The sequence below is a fragment of the Desulfocastanea catecholica genome (assembly GCF_054657295.1).
In genome coordinates this window covers 184,270-206,865 of the sequence record NZ_BAAHYZ010000005.1, presented here as the reverse complement: position 1 = coordinate 206,865, position 22,596 = coordinate 184,270, and the positions used below count along the sequence as shown (strand labels likewise).

14 protein-coding genes are annotated in these 22,596 nt (G+C 53.0%); 10 read left to right on the top strand and 4 right to left on the bottom strand.

The annotated features are described in order from the left end of the window. Window positions 1–26 precede the first annotated feature (26 nt). Together treZ and treY are read left to right on the top strand one after the other, a co-directional pair. On the top strand, window positions 27–1,946 hold the full coding sequence (treZ, locus tag ACYQ8U_RS06870) for a malto-oligosyltrehalose trehalohydrolase (protein WP_459944788.1): 1,920 nt from the start codon (window positions 27–29) through the stop codon (window positions 1,944–1,946). Beyond that, the gene (treY, locus tag ACYQ8U_RS06865) at window positions 1,939–7,113 is read left to right on the top strand and encodes a malto-oligosyltrehalose synthase (RefSeq protein WP_459944787.1); all 5,175 of its coding nucleotides are present in this window, start codon (window positions 1,939–1,941) and stop codon (window positions 7,111–7,113) included. The genes treZ and treY overlap by 8 nt, the downstream gene beginning before the upstream one ends. Window positions 7,114–7,154: 41 nt before the next feature. On the opposite strand, the gene ACYQ8U_RS06860 is transcribed toward treY, so the two are convergent. Both ACYQ8U_RS06860 and ACYQ8U_RS06855 read right to left on the bottom strand, forming a co-directional pair. Continuing rightward, on the bottom strand, window positions 7,155–7,889 hold the full coding sequence (locus ACYQ8U_RS06860; protein WP_459944786.1) for an SDR family oxidoreductase: 735 nt from the start codon (window positions 7,887–7,889) through the stop codon (window positions 7,155–7,157). Between the two features lie 54 nt (window positions 7,890–7,943). Continuing rightward, window positions 7,944–8,849: a TIGR01777 family oxidoreductase gene (locus ACYQ8U_RS06855; RefSeq protein ID WP_459944785.1), complete on the bottom strand. Its 906-nt coding sequence runs from the start codon at window positions 8,847–8,849 to the stop codon at window positions 7,944–7,946. 382 nt (window positions 8,850–9,231) lie between these two features. Between ACYQ8U_RS06855 and ppsA the strand changes: the two genes are divergently transcribed. From ppsA to ACYQ8U_RS06830, 5 genes are all read left to right on the top strand, one after another. Further along, entirely contained in the window at window positions 9,232–11,646 is a 2,415-nt protein-coding gene (ppsA, locus tag ACYQ8U_RS06850; RefSeq protein ID WP_459944784.1) for a phosphoenolpyruvate synthase, read from the top strand. Window positions 11,647–11,697: 51 nt separating this feature from the next. Beyond that, window positions 11,698–14,430 carry a cation-translocating P-type ATPase gene (locus ACYQ8U_RS06845; protein WP_459944783.1) on the top strand — a complete coding sequence of 911 codons (2,733 nt, stop codon included), beginning with the start codon at window positions 11,698–11,700 and terminating at the stop codon, window positions 14,428–14,430. An 86-nt stretch (window positions 14,431–14,516) separates the two neighbouring features. Further along, window positions 14,517–16,415 carry an ATP-dependent zinc metalloprotease FtsH gene (gene ftsH, locus ACYQ8U_RS06840; RefSeq protein ID WP_459944782.1) on the top strand — a complete coding sequence of 633 codons (1,899 nt, stop codon included), beginning with the start codon at window positions 14,517–14,519 and terminating at the stop codon, window positions 16,413–16,415. A 27-nt stretch (window positions 16,416–16,442) separates the two neighbouring features. After that, entirely contained in the window at window positions 16,443–16,670 is a 228-nt protein-coding gene (locus tag ACYQ8U_RS06835) for a hypothetical protein (RefSeq protein ID WP_459944781.1), read from the top strand. Between the two features lie 50 nt (window positions 16,671–16,720). Next, window positions 16,721–17,188, top strand: a complete 468-nt coding sequence (locus ACYQ8U_RS06830; RefSeq protein WP_459944780.1) for a universal stress protein — start codon at window positions 16,721–16,723, stop codon at window positions 17,186–17,188. A gap of 152 nt (window positions 17,189–17,340) precedes the next feature. Here the strand turns inward: ACYQ8U_RS06830 and larB are convergent, their stop codons facing one another. Further along, entirely contained in the window at window positions 17,341–18,096 is a 756-nt protein-coding gene (larB, locus tag ACYQ8U_RS06825) for a nickel pincer cofactor biosynthesis protein LarB (RefSeq protein ID WP_459944779.1), read from the bottom strand. A gap of 8 nt (window positions 18,097–18,104) precedes the next feature. Further along, a complete protein-coding gene (larE, locus tag ACYQ8U_RS06820) occupies window positions 18,105–18,917 on the bottom strand; it encodes an ATP-dependent sacrificial sulfur transferase LarE (protein WP_459944778.1) in 813 nt (270 codons plus the stop codon). A 272-nt stretch (window positions 18,918–19,189) separates the two neighbouring features. On the opposite strand from larE, the gene ACYQ8U_RS06815 reads away from it, so the two are divergent. From ACYQ8U_RS06815 to ACYQ8U_RS06805, 3 genes are all read left to right on the top strand, one after another. Next, window positions 19,190–19,642 (top strand): NanQ anomerase/TabA/YiaL family protein, encoded by a 453-nt coding sequence (locus ACYQ8U_RS06815; RefSeq protein WP_459944777.1) that lies wholly within the window; start codon window positions 19,190–19,192, stop codon window positions 19,640–19,642. 199 nt (window positions 19,643–19,841) lie between these two features. Beyond that, on the top strand, window positions 19,842–21,581 hold the full coding sequence (locus ACYQ8U_RS06810; protein WP_459944776.1) for an AAA family ATPase: 1,740 nt from the start codon (window positions 19,842–19,844) through the stop codon (window positions 21,579–21,581). A 148-nt stretch (window positions 21,582–21,729) separates the two neighbouring features. Beyond that, a complete protein-coding gene (locus ACYQ8U_RS06805; protein WP_459944775.1) occupies window positions 21,730–22,542 on the top strand; it encodes a rubredoxin-like domain-containing protein in 813 nt (270 codons plus the stop codon). The last annotated feature ends 54 nt before the right edge of the window (window positions 22,543–22,596 follow it).

Genomic DNA, 22,596 nt, shown 5'->3' with positions numbered 1-22,596 from the left:
GAATGTCTCCACAAAGTCGATCGCATATGCAGAATACAATCGATTTCACAATGGATTTCGGCACCTGCCTTGACCCTGCCGGCGGCGTACTTTTTCGTCTGTGGGCGCCACAAGCCCGGCAGGTTGACCTGTGTTTAACCGTTGGCGCGGCAGAAAAGCGGGTGTTGCCGATGACAGCCCGGCAGGATGGCTGGTTTGTCCTGCATCACCAGGCAGCAGGACCCGGCGATTGGTATCAATTCATCATTGATAATGATCTGCTCGTGCCTGATCCTGTCAGTCGTTGTCAGGCTGGGGATATCCACGGGCCAAGTGTCATCTGCAATCCCGACGGATACAGCTGGCATGATGGACAGTGGCAGGGCAGACCCTGGGAGGAAGCGGTGCTCTACGAACTGCATGTCGGTACCTTCTCCCCCGAGGGAACCTTTCACGGCGTTACGAAACGACTCGATTACCTTGTTCAGCTGGGTATAACCGCCATTGAACTGATGCCGGTTGCCCAGTTTCCCGGTGACTGTAACTGGGGCTATGACGGCGCGCTGCTCTTTGCCCCGTGCAACAGGTATGGCGGTCCGGACGAGCTGAAAGAACTGGTCGATGCCGCACACCAGCGGGGCCTGATGGTCTTTCTTGATGTCGTCTACAACCATTTCGGCCCGGAAGGTAATTATTTGTACGTCTATGCCCGGGATGCCTTTTTTACCGAGCAGTTCCACACCCCCTGGGGCGCAGCGATTAATTTTTCCGGGCCAGACAGCAGAATCGTCCGGGATTTCTATATTGCCAATGCCCTGTACTGGCTGGAAGAATTCCATATCGATGGCCTGCGCTTTGATGCCGTGCACTCGATTTTCGATCAGTCCCGGCCAGACATCCTCGAGGAAATAGCCAAGAGGGTACGTGGGGTGCGCGAAGGCCCAGGCCGCAGACGGCATATCCATCTGATCCTGGAAAATGACCATAATTGCGCACGCTATCTTACCCGGAAGGCCAACGGGCAACCGCAATTTTTCACCGCGCAGTGGAATGATGACTTTCACCATGCCTGTCACATCCTGTTGACCGGGGAAACAGAAGGCTACTACCAGGATTATAGTGACCGGCCGATACACCATCTGGGCCGGTGCCTTACCGAAGGTTTTGCCTATCAGGGGGAACAGTCCCCTTATCGCCAGGGTGAAAAACGCGGGGAACCAAGCGCCCATCTGCCGCCGTCGGCATTTGTCTCATTTTTGCAAAATCATGATCAGATCGGCAACCGCGCCCTGGGCGAGAGACTCCCTGCACTCGCTGATCAGCAGGATCTGGAAATCTTCATTGCCCTTTTCCTGCTCGCCCCCTCGCCGCCGCTGCTGTTCATGGGCGAGGAGTTCGGCGCGCAAACGCCTTTTTATTATTTCTGCGACTTTTCCGACGAACTCGCCGCCAGTGTCACCGCCGGCAGGAGAAAGGAGTTTGCCAGGTTTGCCCAGTTCAGTTCCCCGGAAAGCCGCGCGCGCATCCCCGATCCGAACTCTATTGAAACGTTTCTCCTGTCCAGGCTCAACTGGCAGGCTGTTGAGCAAAATCCCGACAACTCCTGCTTGCTGTTGTACCGAAACCTGCTGCTTCTGCGTCAACAGATAATTGTCCCTCGTGTGAAAGACATGCGGAAAAACCGGGCAGGTTTTCAGGTCCTGGCCGAAAAAGCGCTCAAGGCATGGTGGCAATCACCAAATGATGAGCTCCTCACGGTGGTCTTCAATCTCCACGACCAGGCTATCACCGTCGATTCTCGTCCAATGGACACCTCGTCGGCAGAGAAAGTCGAGAGCATGGCCGGTGAGCGCGCAAAGCTTATCTATCAATACAGCGCGGAGGGCGGTCAGGCCTGGTCGCCAGACGTCATTGCCCCGAAGAGCATTGTCTGGATGCTGGAAACTACTGGTGACTTACATGACTGAAAAGGCGCTGCGGGAAATCGCCGCCATCTATGGCATAACCGTTGAAACGGTGGCCGGCGAGAGTGACCAGGCGGAGATTGAAGAATATCTTGTCGCCCTGTTACAAGGTGCGAATCTGCCGATCACCGTGGCTGCTGATGCGGTAACCCTGCTGCCGCAGTTGCAGGAACAGCGGTTGCAGCAGATGATTGATCCCGTGCGGGTAATAGAGGAAACGGAGAAAACCTTGACTCTGCCCGTGCAGCTGTTCCAGGGCGATGACCGGCAATACCGGTGGACCCTCACCGCAGAGAATGGTGCACAATACCAGGGCAGTTTTCAGCAAAATGATCTCGCTCCTTTATCGCAAACTGCAGTAAACGGTCGGATATATGCTGTCCATACTCTTGACCTGGGCCTGACCCTGCCCCCCGGTTACCATGAGTTCATTGTCCAGGCGGCAGAGCAGGGGGAGGGCGATCAATCGCCGGCGACGCAGCTCCTGATCGTCGTCCCGCGCCAGTGTTATGTGCCCCCCGGACTTTCCGGCGACAACCGGATCTGGGGCCTCAGTACCCATGTGCATGCCGTAAAATCGATGGAAAACTGGGGCATCGGAGATTTCTCTGATGTGCTGAAGATTCTCGGCATAAGTGCCGAGGCGGGAGCCGGTACCTTGCATGTCGCCCCGCTGACCTGTTGTGTTCCGCAGCATCCGGTCCGGCAGAAGTCACCCAATCCTTACCGTCCCTCCTGCCGCTCGCAGCTTAATGTCCTTTTTATCGATGTACAGGCAATTGCCGATTTTGTTGAATGCGATGGTGTCGGGGGGAGCATGCAGCAAACCGAATTCCATGCCCGGCTGGCGATGATACGAGATCGGGATCGGATCGATTATGCAGAAATCAGCACCATAAAAGACCAGCTGTTACGCAGGCTCTGGGAGCATTTCAACGCCAATCATCTGCATCCGAAGACGTCCCGGGGCAGCGAATTCCGCAGTTTTCAAGAGAAAGGAGGAGAGACGCTGCGTCATTTCGCACTCTTTTCCGCACTGCACGAAAAATTTGCTGCCGATGATCAGTATGCAGCAGGCTGGACCAGCTGGCCCGCGGCATTCAGAGAGTGTCATTCCCCGGAGGTGGCCGAGTTTGTCGAGCAGAACGAGTATGAAATTGAATACTACCAGTACCTGCAGTGGCAGGCGGAATTACAGCTGGCAGCAATCGGCCGTCGCTCCATGGAGCTGGGTCTGAAGGTCGGCCTGCTGGGCGAATTTCCTTTTGCTGTCGACAAAAACGGCTTTGAATCCTGGCGCTATAAGGAGGCATTGCTGGAGGGGGCGCTGGTGACCAGACAGCCGCTTGATGGTCCGGGCCAGGATCCTGCTGTCGGTCTACCTCTTTTTTTACCGCATTGTCTGCAGAATAACCGCTATCGACCATTCATTGAAGGGCTGCGGCAGAGCATGCGATATTTCGGCGCACTGACAATCAACTCCATAGCCAACTATTATCGGACTTTTTGTTCCTTTGCGGCACTGGACGAAAAGTTTCGCTCCGTTGTCTCTTTTCCCTTCGCCGACATGCTTGGCATTATCACCCTGGAAAGTCAGCGAAATCGCTGCCTGGTCATTGTCGATACCATGGATGTATTGCCTGGAGAGCAGCAACAGCAGTTACGGCAAAAAAACATATTTTCCAGCAAATGCTTATTGACCGCGAAAAACGAGCAGGGCGAGTGGCTCGGTGCACCAGACTATACGGCACATGCCGTGCTGCGTTCTTCGGCACCATTTCTCGTTACCGCGACAGGATTCTGGAAGAGCAGCGACATTGCCCTTCTCGCCAAGGAACACCTTTTTATCGGTGATAGGGAAAAGGAAAAAGCGATGGTTACCAGGGCCGCCGATCGGGTCCATTTGCTGATTACTCTTGACCACGAAGGGCTTCTCCCGGACGGCTGCACGGTTGAACAGAGCATTTCGACGGAACTGGACCAGTCTCTGCTGGCCGGTCTGCAGATATTTCTGGCCAGGACTCCGGCGAAAATTCTTCTTGTGGCCATAAACGATCTTCTCGGCCTGGACATTCAGGCGGAACCCCCGGCTTTAAGCTGTCAGAGGTTCTGGGAAACAACGTACCCACTTGATATTGAGGAGATTCTTGGCGGGCAGGAGATTGCCTCGCTGTTCAAGGCCCTGTGCCGCGAACGGGGAGTCGGTAATGTTCGGCCATTGGGGTCGATCTCTGATCGAAAAAAGAGACAGGGGCAGGTGCTGCCGCGGGCTTTTTACCGTCTGCAGCTGCATAAGGATTTTACCTTTCAGCAGGCTGCAGCAATTACGCCCTATCTCTCTCAACTCGGCATAAGTCATTGCTATGTCTCGCCCTTCTTGATGGCTCGCCCCGGCAGCTCCCACGGCTACGATATCATCGATCATTCGACAATAAATCCGGAAATCGGCAGCAGGGAGGATTTTGATGGTTTTCTTGCCGTTGTCGAAGAGCAGGGCATGGCGTTGATTCTTGATATCGTGCCCAATCACATGGGCATCGGCTCTGATAACCAATGGTGGATGGATGTGCTGGAAAACGGTGAGGCGTCGAAATATGCCCGGTTTTTTGATATAAACTGGCTGCCTCAACAGCCGGAGCTCGCCGGACGGCTTCTGTTGCCGGTTCTCGGCGATTATTACGGAAAAATTCTCGAAGACGGGCAGCTGACGCTCTGTTTTGATGATACTTCAGGGAGCTTTTCCGTGCGCTATTACGACCATCGATTTCCCGTCAGTCCTCGGTCCTGTCCGCGCCTGCTCGGCTATGATCTGCAGCGTCTTGAGAAGCGACTGGGAGAAGCTCACCATAGCTTTCAGGAATTTCAGAACCTTATCCACGCCCTGGCCAATCTGCCGGGACACCGAAAGACCTCCCTGGAAATGTTGCAGGTTCGTCACCGCGACAAAGAAGTAAGCAAAAGAACGCTGGTGCGACTGTGTCGAAAAAGTTCAGAAATAAGAGAGTTTATTGAGGAAAATGTCATCCTTTTTAACGGGGTGTCCGGCAAGCCGGAAAGTTTCGATCTTCTTCATACTCTGCTGGAAGAACAACCGTATCGCCTTGCCTTCTGGCGGGTTGCCGCCGACGAAATCAATTATCGCCGGTTCTTCGACATCAATGAACTGGCGGCTCTGCGCATGGAGGAAATTGAGGTTTTCCACGAAACGCACCGGTTGATATTGGACCTTATTGCCACCGGCCGGCTCGATGGTCTGCGTATCGACCATCCCGACGGACTGTATGATCCGTACGAATATTTTTGCCGGCTGCAGACCTTTGCCGCCGGTGAGTCCGAAGAAGATTCTTCCCGGTGCGGAGACGCTTCGGATGATTTGGCGAGTGTGCCCCTGTATGTTGTCGTCGAAAAAATTCTGGCCGGCTTTGAGTCTCTGCCGGATAATTGGCCGATCAGCGGCACCACCGGATATGATTTTTCCAACCTGCTCAATGGACTGTTTGTCAACGCCGCCGCGGAAAAGAAAATGACCGCCATCTATCACCGATTCATTGGCGGGAAAATAGAGTACGACCAGCTGCTCTATGACAGCAAGAAATTGATTATCCGTTCCTCGATGGCCGGTGAACTGAACGTTCTGGCCAGCCTGTTGTACCGGCTGGCCCAGACGGACCGTCGAACCAGGGATCTGACCTTCAACAGCCTGCGTGATGGTTTGATTGAGGTTGTCTGTTTTTTTCCCGTCTACCGAACCTATACTTCTCAGGACAAAATTGCTGACCGGGATGCCCAATTCATTAAGTGGGCGCTGGCAAAGGCCCAGCTCAGACAACACCTCGACGACGCCAATGTCTTTGGTTTCATCAGATCGGTGCTCCTGCTGGAGACTGAAGAAAACGCTGCCAGAAAGAGCGGCTGTCTTGATTTTGTTATGAAATTTCAGCAATATACCGGGCCGGTAATGGCCAAAGGGCTAGAAGATACTTTCTTTTACCGATACAATCGCCTTCTTTCCTTAAACGAGGTTGGCGGCAGTCCAAGGAGCTTTGGCGTTTCCCTTGCCGCCTTTCATCAGACCAATCAAAGCCGTCTGCGGCATTGGCCGCACAGCATGTTGAACAGTTCCACCCATGACTCGAAACGAAGCGAAGATGTACGGGCCCGAATCAATGTCCTCACTGAAATGACCACGGAATGGCAAAAGCGCATCAAGCGCTGGAGCATACAGAACCGGTCGCATAAAACAACTCTTGAAGAGAACCCGGCCCCATCGGAAAATGATGAATATGCTTTTTATCAAAACCTGCTTGGCGCATGGCCGCTCGAACCGCTCAACGAAGAGGGCCGGAAGGATTTTACGGAGCGGATGAAAAACATGCTTCTGAAAACCAGCCGGGAAGCAAAAATGCATACCAGTTGGACGAACCCGAATATTTTGTATGAAAATGCCCTGATACGCTTTGTCGAGGGAAGTCTTGGGGTGTCGAACAATCCGTTTCAGAATGATTTTCTTTCTTTTCAAGAAGATATTGCCTGGTTTGGCATGCTCAACAGCCTCTCCCAGGTCTTTTTGAAACTGGTTGCTCCCGGGATTCCAGATATTTACCAGGGTAATGAAACCTGGCGGTTCTGCCTGGTCGACCCGGATAATCGCCGACCGGTAGATTTTGCCAGGAGACAGTCAATGTTGTTTTCTCTGCTGGAACGCATGCATAGCGAAAGTGCTCAGCCGGAAACGCTGCAACAGGAATTGCTGGCCGATATGTCGGATGGACGGGCCAAAATGTACGTTATCGCGCAAACCCTGCGGTTGAGGCGAGACCGGCACGATCTTTTTACCGACGGCAGCTATCTACCCCTCGAAGTGACCGGCAGCAGAAGCCACCATATCTGCGCCTTTGCCAGGAAAAAAAATGACCAGGTGATGGTTGCTGTCGCGCCCCGGCTTTATGTGACTTTGATGCAGGGCAAAAGGGAGTTACCACTGGCCGACTCGGTCTGGCATGATACCACGGTCCAGCTGCCGGAAGACCTCGTCGGCATGCAGCTGCACAATATCTTCTCCGATGAACCGGAGCCTCTCATCGAAGCGGACAATCGTCCGCCATCAATCAAGGTTGGCCGTCTGCTGCAGTCCTGGCCGGTGGCCCTGCTGCAGGGAACAGTTTTATAAATTTACTCCTGGGAACACTACTATCGCCAGCTCTTTCAGCCCTACCAGGGAATAGGCTGGTGCTCGCGAAAAAAGCCGCCGGTGGGACCATCGTCGGGCAGGGTTGCCAGCCAGACCGGGGTCTTGGCCGCCTGTTCCGGCGAAATGGGTGCCTGTGGACCGCCGAGGTCTGTCCTGACCCACCCGGGACAGGCGGCGTTGATGAGAATATTTTTCTCACGCAGTTCCTTGGCCAGCAGGGCGGTGATGCCGTTGAGCAGGATTTTAGACAGACGATAGGCGGGGGATTGCAGCTGGGCATAATTCGATTCGGGATTGACGATGTCGGTCAGCGAGCCCAGGGTACTGGAGATATTGACGATACGGCCGTACTTATGCCGGCTCATGATCGGCACGCAGCCCTGGCTCAGCAGCAGCGGACCAAAGGCGTTGGTTGTCAGGGTATTCTGCAGCAGTCCGAGCGGCAATTCAAGGATGGTCGACGCCGTATCGATCATGATGCCGGCGTTATTGACCAGCACGTCCAGCCTGCCGAAGGTGTCGTCAACTCTGCCCACCGCCGCCATGATCGAGGTCGTATCGGCGACATCGAGGAGGGTGAAGTACACGTCGAGCCCTTTTTTGACCAGTTCTTTCTGCGCTTCAAGTCCTTTGTTCTCGTTACGGGCGCCGATGATTACCTTGTATCCCTTCTGGGCCAATTGCTCGGTGATTGCCAGGCCGATACCTCGATTAGCGCCGGAGACCAGCGCGATGCGTTGTTTTGATGTATGCATGATGCCCTCCTTCCTTTGTCGCGAATTTTTCGATGCGTCGATCGGTGACGGCCATTATCCCTTAATAATCTGCTCAAGCGCGCTGTCAATGTCGCCGTAAACAAACTGGAAACCAGCCTTCTGCAAAAGAGCTGGTTGCGTCCGCTGGCTGTAGAGCAGGGCTTGGCCGAAACCGCCAAGAACCGTGGTCAAGATGAAAGCCGGAGTCGGCAGCATTACCGGGCGGTTAAGCTTATCTGCCAGTGTTTTGGTCAGCTCGATGTTGCGTACCGGATGCGGGGAACACCAGTTTACCGGCCCGCTGATGTCCGTGTGCGCTATAGCGAAGCGATAGGCGGCGATCAGGTCCTGCAGGTGTATCCAGGGAAACCATTGTCGGCCGCTGCCGAGGCGTCCGCCAAGAAACAGCTTGAAGGCAGGGATCATCGAGGCCAGCGCTCCCCCGTTACGGTCGAAGACGATACCGAAGCGGGTTACGACGACGCGGATGCGATCCGTCTGTGCTTTCAAGGCCTCGGCTTCCCAGTCGCGGCAGACGCTGGCCAGAAAATCGTCGCCCGGAGGCTCGTCTTCGGTGAGTACATCCTCGCCGCGGTCCCCATAATAACCAGGAGCGGAGGTGCTGAAAAATATGGTGTCACCCGCTCCCGTGAGACTAGCGGCGAGATTACGCGTGGTCAGAACACGGCTGTTGTATATCTGCTCTTTTACCTTTTTCGTCCAGTAGGTGAAAATCGATTTGCCGGCCAGATTGATGACGATATCGTGTCCCGCGACGCTGTTCTGCCAGTTCCCTGGTTTGGTGGTATCAGCTTGCAGCCAGCTAAATGATGGGTGTTCACTGAGAACGGTCGGCTTGTCACTCCGACCAACAGCGGTGATCTTGTGGCCGTCTGCCAGCAGGGCCATGGCGAGATGGTGGCCGACAAAACCTGATCCGCCGGTCATAAATATTTTCATATTGTTCCCCTTGTTTCACTTACATTGATTCGTTGTCCTGTTTTGCCGGACGAACGCCTTACTGTCGACAGTTGTTTGTTGTTTAAATGTAAAAAATAAGCAGTAGATGACTACCGGGCCATAAAGATTTGCCTGGCGTGCAAACGGCGAAACGTTTCACCACTCTCCTCTCTGGTCAGACCTGCAAGATCTTTACCGGGACACCCTTTGTGGCCATCTCCACTTCTTTTCTTATTACTGCCGCAAAAAAAGGGCCCGGCATGATATTTGAATTAAATAAGTAGACGTTGACCAAGAGAGCAGTCTAAGCAGCTCATTTGTTAAAAAAAGGTTTGCAGAAATAGAGAGCCGTTCCGTTCAAACCTATAAATATGGTGCCCCTATGAGAAACGAAGAATATGTCGTCTGGTTTGAAAATCTTTCTGTGCAGGATATATCCCGAGTCGGTGGCAAAAATGCCTCTCTCGGGGAGATGATCAGGGAACTTGATGGGCAGGGGGTACGGGTTCCCGGCGGCTTTGCGACCACGTCGAAGGCCTATTGGCAGTTTATCGAGGCCAATAACCTGCAGGAACCTCTTAAAAAAACTCTGGCCAGGTTTCAGGACAACAAGCTGTCCCTGGAAAAGACCGGACGGGCACTGCGCAGGCTCTTTCTCCACAGTGAATTTCCGCAGCCGATTGCCAAGGCTATCAGAGATGCGTACCGAGAACTTTCCAGGCGTTACGGCACCGAGAGTCACGACGAAGACGAAGGGGTTGACGTCGCCGTGCGCAGCAGTGCGACCGCCGAAGATCTGCCGGAGGCAAGTTTTGCCGGACAGCAGGAATCTTTTCTGAATATCACCGGCGAGCGAGAACTGCTTGACGCCTGCCGTAAATGCTACGCCTCGCTGTTCACCGATCGGGCAATCTCCTACCGTGTGGAAAAAAAATTCAATCATCTCGAGGTTGCTCTTTCGGTGGGGGTACAGAAAATGGTCCGTTCAGACAAGGCCGGCTCGGGGGTTATGTTTACCCTGGATACGGAAACAGGTTTTCCGGATGTGGCGATGATCGACGCTGTCTGGGGCCTGGGGGAGAATATCGTCAAGGGGACAGTCAATCCCGACGAATATCGAGTCTTTAAGCCGCTGCTGAAAAAAAAGGGGGCGGCGCCAATCATCGAAAAACGCCTCGGCACCAAGGAAAAGACCATGGTCTATGCCGGGGGGGATTCAAAGACGGTGCGAAATACCCCGACCACGAAAAAGAAACGCGACAGCTTTGTCCTTACCGACGAGGAGATCCTCACCCTGGCCAGGTGGGCCTGCCTCATTGAAGATCATTACCATAAACCGATGGACATGGAATGGGCCAAGGATGGCGATAGCGGCGATCTGTTTATCGTCCAGGCCCGGCCTGAGACCGTCCAGTCACGCAAAGGAAGCGGCTCGCTGCGGCAATACCGCCTGCAGGAAAAAGGACAGGAGCTGGTCAGCGGCATGGCGGTGGGGGACGCCATCGCCGCCGGCAGGATCAGTATTCTGCATGATCTGAAAGAAATGGAGCATTTTGAGGACGGATCGATACTGGTCACCGAAAGGACCGATCCGGACTGGGGCCCGATTATGAAGCGGGCGGCGGCAGTTGTCACCGAGCATGGGGGGCGGACAAGCCATGCCGCCATCGTCAGCCGTGAGTTAGGCATCCCCGCTGTTGTCGGGGCTGAAAAGGCCCTGGAGAAGCTGCACGGGCATGATCTGGTTACGGTCTGCTGTGCCGAAGGCGCCAAGGGAAAGGTGTACAAGGGCAAGCTGGCCTATGTCGCAGAGGATATCGATCTGGAGGCAATTCCCAAGGTCGATGTGCAGATCATGCTGAATATCGCGACGCCTGATGCGGCCTTTCGCTGGTGGCGTCTGCCCGCCGATGGCATCGGGCTGGCACGTATGGAATTTATTATTAATAATATCATAAAGATTCACCCTATGGCCCTGGTTCATCCGGAGAGAATCGAAGACAAAAATGTGCGCCGGCAGGTGGACGAGCTGACCCGTGGCTATGAGGATTACCCGGAGTACTTTGTCGATTATCTGGCGCGGGCAATCGGCAAGATAGCCGCTTCGCAATATCCCAAACCGGTCATCGTCCGGATGAGTGATCTGAAAACCAACGAGTATGCCAATCTTATCGGCGGAAGTTATTTCGAGCCGCCGGAAGAGAACCCGATGCTTGGCTTTCGCGGTGCCTGCCGCTATTACAGTGAACGATACCGGGCGGGATTTGATCTCGAGTGTCGAGCCATCCACAAGGTCCGCGAGAAACTTGGCTTTGACAATGTCATCGTCATGATCCCTTTCTGCCGCACCGTGGCGGAAGCCGACAAGGTCCTGGCGGTGATGGCCGATAACGGTTTAGAGCGTGGTGAGAACGGTCTTGAGGTCTATGTCATGTGTGAGATTCCGTCAAATGTCATACTCGCCGATGATTTTGCCGATCGGTTCGATGGCTTTTCCATCGGTTCAAACGATCTGACCCAGCTGGTGCTCGGTGTCGATCGCGATCTCGCCGACCTTGCCGGGCTGTTTGACGAACGTAACGAAGCGGTGCTGCGGATGATCGAGACGGTCATCAAACGGGCGCACAAAAAGGGCAAAAAAATCGGGATCTGCGGCCAGGCCCCAAGTGACTACCCCGATTTTGCCCAGTTTCTTGTCAATGCCGGTATCGATTCCATCTCGCTGAACCCGGATTCGGTCAATACGGTCAGGCAGAGCTTAGCCGAACATGCGCGGCACACAAAAAAAGGCGGATGATGTGACCTGAAAATCTGCCGGTAAGGAGACCAGGTAGAAGGAGATATTCGATTGGATAAACAGCAAAGAGAGCGAAAATCAGGCGATGAATCCTTTCACGCCAGGTCCGTCGAAGAGGTGCTGGGTCACCTGAACGTCACTGCCGGCCAGGGGCTTGCCGAAGGGGAAGTACGCCAAAGACGCGAGCACTATGGGCCCAATGAACTGGAGGAAGAAGCGACACCCAGCCCGTATCTTATTTTGCTCAATCAATTCAAAAGTATTGTTATTCTGATCATGGTGGCGGCTGCTCTGGTTGCCTTCCTCACCGCCCGCTGGCCGGAGGGACTGGCCCTCGTCGCTGTAACGGTGATCAATACCGCTCTCGGTTTTATTACTGAATACAAAGCGGCCCGGTCAATGGAGGCCCTCCGACAGCTGGGACAGCAGATGACCTCGGTGCGGCGGCAGGGAAAAGAGCAGGAAATACCGGCTGCGGAACTGGTACCCGGTGATATTGTTGTGCTGCGCACCGAGGATCTGGTTCCTGCCGATCTGCGTGTGTTGGGACCTGAAGGAGCCCGGGTCAATGAAGCACCATTGACCGGCGAATCCGTGCCGGTCAACAAGTCACCGGACAGCGTCGATCCGGTGGCGCAACTGCATGAACGGACGAGCATGCTGTATAAGGGGACGACCATCGAAGAAGGAGAGGTGGAGGGCGTCGTCACGGCAACAGGGAGAGCAACGGAACTTGGCCGCATTGCCCAGCTGACTGCCGGGGCGGAAAAAAAAGCGCCTCCGCTGCAGAAAAGGCTCGATCAACTGGGCAGGCGACTGGCGTGGATCACGTTGATGATTGCGGTAATCGTCGGCGCCGCCGGTCTGGCGGTCGGTCGCGACGCGGTCATTATGATCGAGACGGCCATCGCCCTCGGCGTTGCTGCTATTCCCGAGGGCCTTCCCATAGTTGCGACCATCGCTCTGGCCCGGGGCATGTGGCTGATGGCCAAGGAAAATGCCCTGGTCAACCGCTTGGCGGCGGTGGAGACTCTTGGTGCCACCTCGGTTATTTTTACCGACAAAACCGGAACGCTTACCGAGAATAAAATGGCTGTTCGGGAGCTGGTCACCCCCCTTGACTCGGCAAGCATGGAGGATGAGGGGGATAAGCAGGGTGATAAACAGCAGATAAGCCAGGAGTCTTCACTTCTGCGCCTGTTGAAAATCGGTGTTCTGTGTTCCAATGCCAAGCCGGAGGATGGTGGTGGTTATAGTGGAGACCCAACGGAAGTTGCCCTCCTCGAAGCGGCGGAGCGAAAAGGTGTCTCACATCTGGAACTAATGGGGAAGATGGTGGAAGAGCGGGAAGTGCCCTTTGATTCAAAGGGGATGATGATGGCGACCTTTCACCGAAAAAAGAGTGAAGGAACCGATCAGTCCGTGTACTACGTTGCCGTGAAAGGGGCGCCCGATCAGGTGCTGCAGGCCTGCGACCATATTTTGACCGACACCGGCTCAGCGCCTTTGTCGGAGGAGCAGCGAAAAGAGTGGCATAAAAAAACGGATGCACTGGCTGCCAGGGGCTTGCGGCTGTTGATGTTTGCCGACAAGGAGGTTGCTGATGTTGCGCTGGAACCCTATGAAAAGCTCTGCTTTGTCGGCTTGATGGCGATGGAGGATCCGCCGCGCGCCGACGTTCGGCAGGCAATAGAGGAATGTCAGGCGGCAGGTATCCGCGTCATTATGGTGACCGGAGACCGTGCCGATACCGGCAGTGCCATCGGCAAGAAGGTTGGACTGAACACCGACGGCAAAACCTTTCTCGGCCAGGATCTGGGGGAACCGGAGGAGTTGTCCGAGCAGCAGCGCAGCCGGATACGCAGCGCCAGCGTCTTTGCCCGGGTGACCCCGGAACAGAAATTTCATCTGGTGAAATTGTACCAGGAGAGGGGCCGGATCATCGCCATGACCGGAGACGGCGTCAATGACACACCTGCCCTGAAGCAGGCTGATATCGGCATAGCCATGGGATTGCGAGGCACGGATGCGGCCAAGCAGGTCGCCGATATGGTGCTGCGCGACGACAATTTTGCCACGATTGTCGCGGCGGTCCGGGAAGGCCGGATCATCTTTGCCAATATCCGCAAGTCGGTTATTTTCATGCTCTGCACCAATATCGCCGAAGTCCTGGTGGTGACGCTGGCGTCTCTTGGCCAGATTCCGATTCCGCTGCGGCCTTTGCAGATTCTCTTTCTCAACGTGCTGACCGACGTGTTTCCGGCTCTGGCTCTTGGGCTTGGTCCCGGATCTGCCGACGTTATGAAGCGACCGCCGCGGCAGGCGGAAGAGGCTGTTTTGACGGCGCACCACTGGCGAGCCATCGCCGGGTGGAGTGTGGTTATCGGCGCCCATGTGCTCGGCGCCCTGTCGATTGCCCTGTATTATCTAGGTTTTGAAGAACAGCGCGCGGTCACCGTTTCCTTTATGACGCTCGCTCTGGCCAAATTGTGGTTTGTCTTCAATCTTCGCGATCGGGGTACTTCGGTGCGGCACAACGATGTGATTGCCAACAAATGGATATGGGGGGCGTGGGCCTTGTGTCTGGTGTTGTTACTTGCCGCCGTGTACTGGGCACCACTGGCAACGCTGCTGCAGACGATCCCGCCCGGAGTTGAGGGGTGGGCGGTTATTGTCGCTCTGAGTTTTATTCCCGCCGTTCTGGGGGCTTTTCTGCCGGGTATTCGTTTTTATTCTGCAAAAACACTGCATCCAGCAAAGCAGGAGAACCCTGGTGTCGGATGAACACAGCATCTGTAAAACAGGTAAGAGCGCTTCGAGCAGGCTTTCTCGCCGGATAAACGGTGATAATAAATAAGAGAAGCAGAAAAATGACTGATCAAAACACATCAACTCCTCCCGAGCCGACCGGGCAATCACCATTGTGGGACCGATTGCTGATGTTTTTTATAATCTGGAGCATCATAACCTTTGGTTATATGTTCTTGAAAATTGACAATACCATGGAGGAGATCCCCTATTCTGTTTTCAAAACCCGGGTGGAAAAGGGTCAAGTTGCTGAAATCAAAGTGAAAGGCCAGGAAGTCAAGGGGGAATACCGCGTCGATGCAATTGGATCGGAGAGAAGATCTGATGCAGCCGATCGACAGGGTATTGCATATTTTAAAACTGTACTTCCATCATTTGCCGACCCGGACCTTGTCAAGCTGCTTGAGCAGCAGGGGGTCGTCGTCAGCGCCAGTCCGGATAAACTGAACTGGTTCGCAACGCTGGTTATCACCCTGCTGCCGTGGGCACTCATCATTGGTTATTTTGTCTATATGAATAAACGAATCGGTGAGCAGATGGGAGGCGCCTCCGGACCGTTCGGCTTTGCCAAGTCAAAAGCGAAAAGATTTACCCTGGAAGAGGTACATATCACCTTCAACGATGTGGCCGGGCTGGAAAACGCCAAAAATGAGCTGATAGAGATAGTCGATTACCTGAAAAATCCGCAGAAGTTTCTGCGTATCGGCGCCGAGCTGCCGAGAGGCATCCTGCTGGCGGGTCCTCCGGGTACCGGCAAGACTCTCATGGCCAAGGCCATGGCCGGAGAGGCAGGGGTGCCCTTCTTCTCCATCAGCGGCTCGGAATTTATAGAAATGTTTGTCGGCGTCGGCGCTTCGCGGGTAAGAGATCTGTTCGACACGGCGAAAAAGGCGGCACCCTCGTTGATCTTCATCGATGAGCTTGATTCTATCGGCAGAGTTCGTGGTACAGGGGTCGGCGGCGGCCACGACGAACGGGAGCAGACCTTGAATCAGATTCTTTCTGAAATTGACGGCTTCAGTCCGCATGAGTCGGTGATCGTCATAGCGGCAACCAATCGTCCCGATGTGCTCGATCCCGCGCTGATAAGGCCGGGACGCTTTGATCGTCAGGTTATTCTGGACTTGCCCCAAAGAAATGCCCGCATGGAGATCCTCAAGGTTCATGCGAAAAAAAGGACCATGGCGCAAGATATTGATTTTGATATGCTGGCCGGCGAAACGGTGGGTTTCTCCGGAGCGGATTTGAAAAATCTGGTCAATGAAGCGGCGCTTCTTGCAGTGAAAAAAGACAAAGAGCAGGTTGAAATGGACGATTTTACTGAGAGTCGCGATAAAATACTCATGGGGGTGAAGAGAGAAGAGAGGCTTTCCGAGGCGGAGAAAAAAATGGTTGCCTATCATGAGGCGGGTCACGCTCTGATTGCCTTGCTGCTTCCGGGCGCGGATCCGCTGCGCAAGGTGACTATTATTCCCCGGGGCAGATCGCTGGGGGCAACGGAACAGGTGCCCGAAGAAGACCGTCATAATCTTGGCAGAAGGTATCTGTTAGATCGGATTACCGTCATGCTCGGCGGTCGTGCGGCCGAGGAGGAAGTCTTTGGCGACATTACCTCGGGTGCCGGCGACGATTTGAAACAGGCCACCCAGATAGCACGGCGTATGGTCTGCCAGTGGGGGATGAGTAAGAAGGTAGGTCTGGTCGTTTTCAAAAAAGGTGAACCGCACCCGTTTCTTGGCCGGGAACTGACTGAAGATCGGGATTACAGTGAAGCAACAGCCAGGTTGATTGATGAGGAAGTGCGGTCCATTCTTGAAGAATGCCGCTTGAAGGCCGAGGCTCTTTTACAGGAAAACAGAGAAAGCCTGGATCTACTGGCAAAAGAGTTACTGATAGAGGAAACCCTGTCCTTGGACGAAATAGAAAAACTCCTCCACCTCGAAAAGGCAAAAACAAGCTGAAGGAATTATTATAAAAGGGATGGGAACATGAACAATGTGACGGCAGATAAGGTACTGCAGAAGACATTCGAATATCTTGATCAGATTCTGCATGAAAAAAAACAACAGGAGGAAAAAAAGTCAAAAGAACAGCAGAAAAAATCCGATTCTTCAGCAGATCACAAGAAAAGAACAAGAAAAACCGCAGTCACCGAGGATAATTCGGGGAGTGAAAAGAGCAGTTACGTCAATGAGCGCAGACTGTTGCCGGACTAATGGTGCACTCCCTTCAGGCATCAATTATCAAAACAGACGAGGAAAGACCCATGTTGCCGATTTCATCAATACTCTGGCCGAGTGATGGCGAAAAACCTTCTTTTGTCGCATTGAAAGCGGCGGTAGAGATTGCCCGGGAGTTCAAGGCCCGTTTATATGCCCTGCGGGTGGTCAATCGGGTTCCTCCACTTGTTCTCGGCACTGCATATGTCCCGATGGACACCAAGTCATTTGATGTGCCGCTGTACCAGAAGGAACTCTTGAGAACAGCCGAATACGATCTGTCTCAAGTAGTCGCGGAAAACGTCCCGCCGGAGATCGAGGTGGTTGTCAATGTCGAAGTGGGAATTCCAGCCGAGGTGATCAATGAGTTCGCGCAGAAAAACAATATTGATCTGATCGTTATGGCAACCCATGGGCGAACAGGCCTGTCCCATTTAATGATTGGTTCGGTGGCGGAAAGGACTATTCGGCATTCATCGATACCCTTATTGATACTCCCGACTGGAGCGGAGTAGCAGGAGGGGCTAATTATAGGTATGGCAAGAGTTTGTGTGGCTATCTCCTGATGAATTGTTACACATCTCTTATTGTCCTGTCGGTCTGGACAAAGTCCTCTAAAAGAGGACAAACAATCACTGGGCAAGAGACCGCATCGCTTGGCAAGAGCTTATTGCAGGGTCAGATGATTTATTTGACTGGCGGCAAAGGCGGCGCCAAAGCCATTGTCGATATTGACCACTGTGACCCCGTTGGCGCACGAGGTAAGCATAGCCAGCAGTGCCGACAGACCGCCGAAGCTGGCACCATAGCCGACACTGGTGGGAACGGCAATCACGGGGATTTCTACCAGCCCGGCAACGACCGAAGCCAGTGCCCCTTCCATGCCGGCTATGACGACCACGACGCGCGCCCGGCGAATGACATCAATACAGGCAAACAAGCGGTGAATTCCGGCCACGCCGACATCGGAGATGAGGTCTACCTTGTTGCCCAGGGCCTGGGCGGTCACTCTGGCCTCTTCGGCCACCGGCAGATCGGCAGTACCGGCGGTGACGAAGACTATGGACGATGCGGTTTCAGGCAGAGGGGCATGTTCATAAAAGAGGGTGCGGGCCATGGCATTGTAGGTTACCGAGGGGCAGATCTCGGTGATCCTGGCGGCCATCTCGGCACTGACTCGCGTGGCCAGAATATTACTTTGTTTTAGCAGCATGGCTTGAAAAATATCAAGCACCTGCTGGGGTGTTTTGTGTTCCCCATAAATAACCTCGGGGGAACCGCTTCGCAGTGACCGGTGGTTGTCGATTTTCGTATGACCGATGTCGGTAAAGGGCAAATCCTGCAAGGTGACCAAAGCATCCTGCGCTTTCATCTCTCCTTTTTCGATTGCTTCTAAAATGTGCCGGATGGTCGATTTATTCATGGTTGTTTTCAATAGTCAAGATTTTTAGCCAGTGTTTTGTTCAGGCTTCCTGTCTGGTATCCTTCCAGATCAAGAGTTACGTAGGTATAACCACACGCCTTTATTTGCTTGATCAGTCGCCGGCGCACATCGTGCTGCAGCAGGTCGGCAAAGCCTTCGATGGGGACTTCAATGCGGGCGATGTCGCCATGACTTCGCACCCTTGAGCCGGAAATGTTTAAGTGGCGAAGTACCGTCTCGGCCCCGGCAATCCGTGCCAGTTCTGCCGGGGTGATCACGGTATGATATGGGATGCGTGATAACAGACATGCCGAGGCTGGCTTGTTCCATGTCGCGAGGCCAAGCTCACGGGAGAGTGAACGGATGGTCTCCTTGTCAATGCCCAGTTCGAGCAGTGGACTGACAATATTCAGCTCGCCCAGTGCCCGCATTCCGGGTCGGTAATCGCCCAGGTCATCGAGGTTCGAACCCTCAATGATCGTGTCGATGGCGATCTTTTTCGCCCGGCGCTGGAGTGCCGTAAAAAGCTCTTTTTTACACAGATAACATCTGTCCGGCGGGTTGTGCCGGATGTTGGCTGGTGTCGGCAGCTGCATGATTTCATGGGCAATGTTGTGTTCCGCGGCAAACACTCGTGCCGCGTCAATCTCCCAGGCCGGAATGTACGGTGTGTCTATTGTAATTGCCACCATGTCGTCGCCTAGTGCCTGGTGGGCGACATAGGCCAGCAGGCTGCTGTCGACGCCGCCGGAGAAGGCCACTACCGCATGGTCCATTGTCTTGATATGCTGCAGGAGGTGTTGATAGGGAGAATTTTTCACGTCAGATGTCTTGCACTATGATGATGGGAGATATTTTCGGGCGAACAGGTATTTCTTTTCTGATACCACAAAATATGCCGGAAAGCAGACTCCTTTTCACTTTATTTTCCTCTTCTGAAAAATGCAAAGACCTCGTACTGCATGAGAAAACAGTGTATGGATATACACGGCTCCGTTTCGATGGTACTTCTTTGCAGCTGGTTTACCCATGTCAAAAGAGTTGCCGCGACACTTTGTCAAGCTCTTTGCCTTCACACTGGGAGATAATAATCATGATTTTAGATATACTCGAAAATGCGCATAAATATTTCGCCCTGCACGAGGGGTTTGCCCAGGCTTTTGACTTTCTTGCGCGCGCTGATCTGAAGGAATTGACCCCGGACAAATACCCGATAGACGGAGACCGTATCTATGCCATTGTCGCTATCGATCATGGCCGAAACAAGGAAGAGGCCCTGCTGGAAACCCATAATAAATACATTGATATTCAATGTATCCTGACGGGAACCGACTCTATGGGCTGGAAGCCTAAAACTTCTTGTATCAAACCCGCGGGGGCACATGATCTGGAAACAGATCTGCGGTTTTACGAGGACGAGCCGGACGTTTGGCTGGCCGTAAAAAGTGGCGCTTTTGCCATTTTTTTTCCGGAAGATGCCCATCTGCCCCTGATTTCTTCCGACATGATTCACAAGGTTGTCGTCAAGGTTGCCGTGAACTCGTAAGTGGAGTCGTAATAGACCAGTCGTGAAACCCTTTGCGCCCACCGGAAGATTCATTATAATGAGCCTTCCAACACAAAACTTTCCATTCAATTCGACATAACATGCCATGTATACAGCACATTATAATTTAACGCGTAAGCCCTTTCAGATATCCTCGGATGCCGGATTTATCTGGCTTGGGGAAAAACATAAAGAGGCTTTGGCAACACTGCGATACGGCATCCTCGACAATAAAGGTTTTTTACTTTTGACGGGCGATGTGGGTACCGGAAAAACAACGTTGATTAATGCCTTGATCGGCAGTTTAAGCAATGATGTGATCTATGCCTCGGTGCCTGATCCGAGCCTGGATAAGTTGGATTTCTTCAATTATATCGCAGCGGCCTTTGGCATAGACGATGAATTTACCAGCAAGGGCAAATTTTTAGCGAGTTTTGCAAATTTTTTGCACAAGGCATATGAAAATAATAAGAAAGTCCTGCTCATTATCGATGAATCACAGCTTATGACCCAGGAATTGCTGGAAGAAATACGACTCCTGTCAAATATCGTCACCAAAGACAGTAGTCCTCTGTTGAATATATTTTTTGTTGGTCAATATGAATTCAATGAAATAATAAGGCGTCCGGAGAATAGAGCAGTCGCCCAGCGATTGACCTTAAATTACTATATTGAGCCACTGACGGTTGAAGAAACCGGCGCATATATTCAGCACCGCTTGAAAATAGCCGGGACGACGGAAAGAATATTTCACCCTTCCGCCGTGAAAGCAATTTATGATTTTTCAGAAGGCTTTCCTCGAAGGATCAACATAATCTGCGATCATTGCCTGATGAGCGGTTATGCAGAAGATCAAAGAATAATAACCAGCTCAATTGTCAGGGATTCGGCCAAAGAGCTGCAGATACCGGTGCGCAGAAGGGAGAAAAGACCAGAGAGACCTTTTCCAGTGCAGCAACCTGGCCCGTCGATGTCAGTTCCCCCGGCGCAGCCACCCGAGCCTCTGGCGCAGCCCCCAGAGCAGCGACGTGAGCAGCCACGGCAGGGGGCAATACAGGTCGGTCAGCCGATAAAGTCAGAAAAGACGTCCTTGTCCCGCCTGACGACCGGTATTCTCTTGCTGCTTCTGGTCATGGTATCTCTTGGTTTTTTCTATCTGTATTTCACCGAGACATCCTATAAAGAGGTCCTTGCCTCTATTCATTCTGTTCAAGAACAAATTCGTCTGCGTGTTCCTCAGTTACCTGGAGAAAAAGAACAACCGGAGGTCAGCGGCAAAACGGTTCCCACTGACAAGAAAAAAGATCCGGTATCGCTCCCTGTTCGGGATAAGCCGCCGACTGCGCCGGCAACCGGTTCGATAGAGAAGAACGAGCAAGGGACACCTGTTCCGGTGCTGCACCCGGAAGAGACTGGTGTATTACAGGAAATATCAAAAGCGAGTGAAAAAGATATTCACCCTCTGCCTGCCACGGTAACAAAAATACCTCCCGCTATCGCCGAGGAAAAACCTGCTGCATTTGTGAACGTTGAGCCGGTATCCGAGCAGAAGGTTCTGCAACCGGACTTCCCGCCGGAAAGTAAACGCCCCGGACTGCCCGAAGAACCCCTTATAATACGATTTAAAATTGATTCAAACGAATTCAGTGGAGCAGATGTGGAAAAAATGAAAGAATTCGCCAGGATCGTCAAGTTGCACCCTGAGGCAATTATCAACGTCTCCGGGTATACCGATGCAATCGGCGACGCAGCGTACAACTTGAAACTCTCTGAATTCCGCGCGAATATGGTCAAGAGTTTTCTTATGGGACAGGATTTGCTGCCTGAACAAATCAGATCTCAAGGGCTTGGTAACAGAAATCCGATAGCCGGCAATGCTACGGCGGAAGGCCGTACCCTGAACAGGCGTGTTGAAATCACTGTTGGCACTGACATGTGATCGGCGTGCAGCCTGTTCCGTTCTCTTTATACCGTTCTGCTAATCTGTCAGGATGTGTTTTCTGTTCTTGATCTTCCTGTCAATTTCTCTTAAAAGAGAGGATGTTAGTATCTTACAGATTAATTATTGAACCGTTGAGGTGCAGCATATGAGTAAATGGGAGTGTAGTGTTTGTGGGTATGTCCATAATGAAGAAGCGCCTCCGGAGCAGTGCCCTGTCTGTGAGGCTCCGGCGAAAATGTTCAAGGAAGTGCTCGAAAAAAAACCGGAAGCTGTGGAAAAACCGGAAGCTGTTGAACCGCAGGGTACGGTCGTTAAAAGATGGCGTTGTACCGTCTGTGGATATGTGCATACCGGAGACGAACCACCGGAAAAATGTCCGGTTTGTGATGCACCGAAAAAGATGTTTGTGGAGATTGATGCGGAAGGTAAAGCCTTGAGCGAGCCGGTGATGGAAGAAGCCGCTTCTGCCATGGTGCCTCTTGCCGGGAAAGAGCAAAAAAAGTCCAGCTCTTTTTGGGCAAAGATAGCCGCCCTCTCATTAAAATTTCATCTTCACCCGATTACCGTGCACTTTCCCAACGGCATATTGCCGGCAGTGGTGGTTTTTCTTGGTATTTCCGTCTATTTCAATATCGTCAGCCTGGAGACTGCCGCCTATTACAATCTGATCTTTGTACTGCTCATGCTGCCGATAGTTCTATTGACCGGTTTTATCGAATGGCAGAAACGGTATAAGGGTATCAAGACTGCGATTTTTATAACCAAGATTATCTGCAGCCTGATTGTGCTGGCATTGGTAAATGTCCTGGTCTTCTGGCGCCTCATCGATCCTGCTGTTGCTGCTGCAGGGTCTCCGTCCAGATCGATCTATCTGGGGATTGCCGTCATTCTGCTTGCGGTTGTCGGCCTGGCCGGTCATCTTGGTGGAAAGTTGGTTTTCGGCGCGCGGGACAAGTGAGTCTCGCCCAATAGATTCATTTGGCCTCAACAAATGAATCTATTGGCTCTCTGC